The following is a 3,145-nucleotide window of genomic DNA, read 5'->3' as shown; positions in this document are numbered from 1 at the left end:
TCCAGCAGGACGAAGCGGTCGGGGTGCTCGGTCTGCGCGGTGCGCACCAGGCCCCAGGCGGCGGCGCCGGCCGGGTCGGCGACCGGGTCGCCGGGGGCGGCGGCGACCGCGTCGCGGGTGAGCACCACCAGGCGGGCGGGCGTGAAGCGGTCGTCGGCCAGCCAGTCCTGGAGCACCGTCAGCACCCGGGCGACGGCCTCCCGCGCCGAGCCGGCCGGGCAGGGCAGCACCACGATTCCGGGCACGTGGCCGTCCTCGTCGACGGCCGCGGCCAGGGCGTCCTCGGCGTCCAGCAGCGCGAGGTCCGCGGGCACGGCGACCTCGGTGCCGCCGTCGGCCGGGCGCCGCCAGTCCACCCGGTACAGCCCGGCCGGGTCGGCGGACGGACCGGCGGGGGCGGCCGCGCGCAGCACGAGGCGCTCGACGGTGACGACCGGCCGGCCGTCGCCGTCCCAGGCCACCAGGGAGAGCGCGTCCTCACCCAGCGGGCTGATCCGGGCCCGGACGCCGGGGGCACCCGAGGCGCGCAGGGCGACCCCGGTCCAGGAGAACGGCAGTCCGGCGGTGAGCGCGGCGGGGCCGGCTCCCCCGTCGGCCGTCGAACGGACCGCGAGCGCGTGCAGGACGGCGTCCAGCAGCGCCGGGTGCAGGCCGTAGCGGCGGGCCTCCTCGGGGTCTCCGGCCCGGGCCTCCAGCAGGATCGCGTCACCGTGGCGCCAGGCGGCGGCCAGGCCGCGGAAGGCCGGGCCGTACGCCAGTCCGGCCGTCTCCAGCAGCTCGTACACGGCGTCCACGTCGGCCGGGGCGGCGTCGGCGGGGGGCCACTGCTGCGGGGCCGGCTCGGCCGCCGCGCCGTCGGCGGTGGGGGCCAGCACGCCGGTCGCGTGCCGGGTCCAGGGCCGCTCCGGCCAGTTGTCGTCGGCCCGCTCCTCGGGCCGGGCGTGCACCGTGACGGTGCGGCGGCCGTCCGGGCCGGCGGCGCCGACCGCCACCTGGACCTGGACCGCGCCGCGGTCGGGCAGCGCCAGCGGGGCCTCCAGGACCAGTTCGTCGAGGTCACCGCAGCCGACCTGGTCGCCCGCGTGGACGGCGAGTTCGACGAAGGCGGTGCCGGGAACGACGACCCGGCCGTGCACCCGGTGGTCGGCCAGCCACGGGTGGGCGTCGGCGGACAGCCGTGCGGTGAACAGCAGTTCGTCCCCGCCGGCGAGCGAGATCCCGGCGCCGATCATCGGGTGGCCGATGGCGCTCAGGCCCGCCGCGGTGACGTCGCCGCGCCAGGAGGCGGTGTTGGGCCAGTACGGCGCGGTCTCGAAGGCGTAGGTCGGCAGGTCCAGCAGGCGTCCGTCACCGAAGACGGCGGCCCAGTCGACGGCGCCGCCGTGCACGTGCAGGCCGGCCAGCGCGGTGGCGACGCTCAGCGGCTCGGGCCGGTCGCGGCGCAGCAGCGGGGCCAGGAAGACGGTGTCCTCGCGGTGGGCGAGGCTCTCCCGGGCCATGGCGGTGAGCACGCCGTCGGGCCCGAGTTCGAGGTAGCGGGTGACGCCCTGCCCGTCGAGGTGCCGGACCCCGTCGGCGAACCGGACGGTCTCGCGGACCTGCCGGGCCCAGTGGTCCGGGTCGGCCAGCTGCTCGGCGCCGACGGGGGCGCCGGTGAGGTTGGAGACCACCGGGATCACCGGCGGCCGGAACGCGAGCCCCGCGACGACCTCGCGGAACTCCGCCAGCATGCCGTCCATGTGCGGCGAGTGGAAGGCGTGCGAGACCCGCAGCTCGCGGGTGCGCAGGTCGCGTTCGCGCCAGGTGGCGGCGAGCGCCAGGACCGCTTCGCGGTCGCCGGAGACGACCGTCGAGGCCGGCCCGTTGACGGCGGCGACGGCGACCCGGTCGGCCACCGCGGCCAGGTCCTCGCGGACCCGCGCCTCGTCCGCGCCGACGGCGAGCATCGCGCCGCCCTCGGGCATCGCCTGCATCAGCCGGCCGCGCGCGGCGACCAGGGTGCAGGCGTCGTCCAGCGGGAGCGCGCCCGCGACGTGGGCGGCGGCGACCTCGCCGACCGAGTGGCCGAGCAGGAAGTCGGGGGCCGGGCCGAAGGCGGTCGCCAGGCGGTACAGCGCCACCTCGACCGCGAACAGCGCGGCCTGGGTGTAGGCGGTCCGGTCGAGCAGCGCGGCGGTGTCGCTGCCGGGCTCGGCGTCGAGCACGGCGCGCAGCGGCGGGTCGAAGTGCGGGTCCAGCCGCTCGCACACCTCGGCCAGGGCCTCGGCGAACACGGGCTGGGCGGCGGCCAGTTCGGCGCCCATCCGGGCGCGCTGGGCGCCCTGGCCGGTGAACAGGAAGGCCAGCTTGCCGCTCCTGCGGGCGGCGGCGCCGCGCACCACCCGGCCGCTCTCGGTGCCGTCCTCCAGGGCGGCCAGGCCGGCCAGCAGGCCGGCGCGGTCGGCCGCGACGACCACCGCGCGGTGGCTCAGCGCGGCGCGGGTGACGGCCAGCGAGCGGCCGAGGTCCGCCGGGTGCACCGCCGGGTCGGCCGTCAGCAGGGCGCGCAGCCGCGCGGCCTGGCCGCGCAGCGCGGCCTCGCTCTTGGCGCCGAGGACGAAGGGGAGTTCCGCGCCGGCCGGGCCTGCCATGGCCTCCGCCGCCCCGGGCTCCGCGGCCGCGGGCTCGTCGGCCTCCTCCAGGATGATGTGGGCGTTGGTGCCGCTGATGCCGAACGAGGACACGCCGGCGCGGCGCGGCTCGGCGCCGCGCGGCCAGGGCCGGGACTCGGTGAGCAGTTCCACCGCGCCGGCCGACCAGTCCACGTGCGGGGTCGGTCCGTCCACGTGCAGGGTGGCCGGCAGCACGCCGTGCCGCAGCGCCATCACGGCCTTGATCACGCTGGCCACGCCGGCCGCGGCCTGGGCGTGCCCGATGTTGGACTTGACCGAGCCGAGCCACAGCGGACGGTCCTGCGCCCGGCCCTGGCCGTAGGTGGCCAGCAGGGCCTGGGCCTCGATCGGGTCGCCCAGCTCGGTGCCGGTGCCGTGCGCCTCGACCAGGTCGACGTCCCCGGTGGACAGCTTGGCACTGGCCAGGGCCTGCATGATGACCCGCTGCTGGGACGGCCCGTTGGGGGCGGTGAGCCCGTTGGAGGCGCCGTCCT

The 3,145-nt window shown here is 78.5% G+C and carries 1 protein-coding gene; it reads right to left on the bottom strand.

Annotated elements, in window-relative coordinates; genetic code table 11:
* Positions 1-3,145: type I polyketide synthase (locus ACIQOV_RS34510; RefSeq protein WP_401054786.1), on the bottom strand; the 3,145-nt coding region annotated here is incomplete at both ends.

It is taken from the genome of Kitasatospora sp. NPDC091257 (assembly GCF_044757675.1).
GTDB lineage: Bacteria > Actinomycetota > Actinomycetes > Streptomycetales > Streptomycetaceae > Kitasatospora > Kitasatospora lactacystinica.
The sequence above is the reverse complement of the archived record's forward strand: the minus strand, read 5'-3'. Positions and strand labels throughout refer to the sequence as shown.